Source organism: Paraburkholderia sp. SIMBA_053 (genome assembly GCF_046534895.1).
Taxonomy (GTDB): Bacteria; Pseudomonadota; Gammaproteobacteria; order Burkholderiales; family Burkholderiaceae; genus Paraburkholderia; species Paraburkholderia caledonica.
Genome location: NZ_JAWRXU010001406.1, coordinates 1 through 246, shown reverse-complemented (window position 1 = coordinate 246; position 246 = coordinate 1). Strand labels below are relative to the sequence as shown.

Below are 246 nucleotides of genomic sequence, written 5' to 3'. Positions count from 1 at the left end.
CGTCTGCGCGGCTTCGTGCGCGCGGTCGAGATCGTTCGCGCTGCACAGGCCCAGGTAGATCGGCACGAGCATCAGTCCCGCGCCGTGCGCGAGCGCGATTGCGAACGACCACAGCGCGAGCCGCGACGGCGCAATGCGCGCGAGCACTCGCGGATGACGCCGCCACAGCAGCAGGAAAACGCCGAAGCCGATCACGAGCGCGCTCGCGCCGGCCTGGATTTCGCGCTGCCACGCGAGCAGCGCGCC

General features: G+C 71.5%; 1 pseudogene. It reads right to left on the bottom strand.

Going from position 1 to position 246, the window contains the following annotated elements:
* Positions 1-246, bottom strand: a pseudogene (locus SB753_RS40225) (hypothetical protein); the annotation flags it as partial.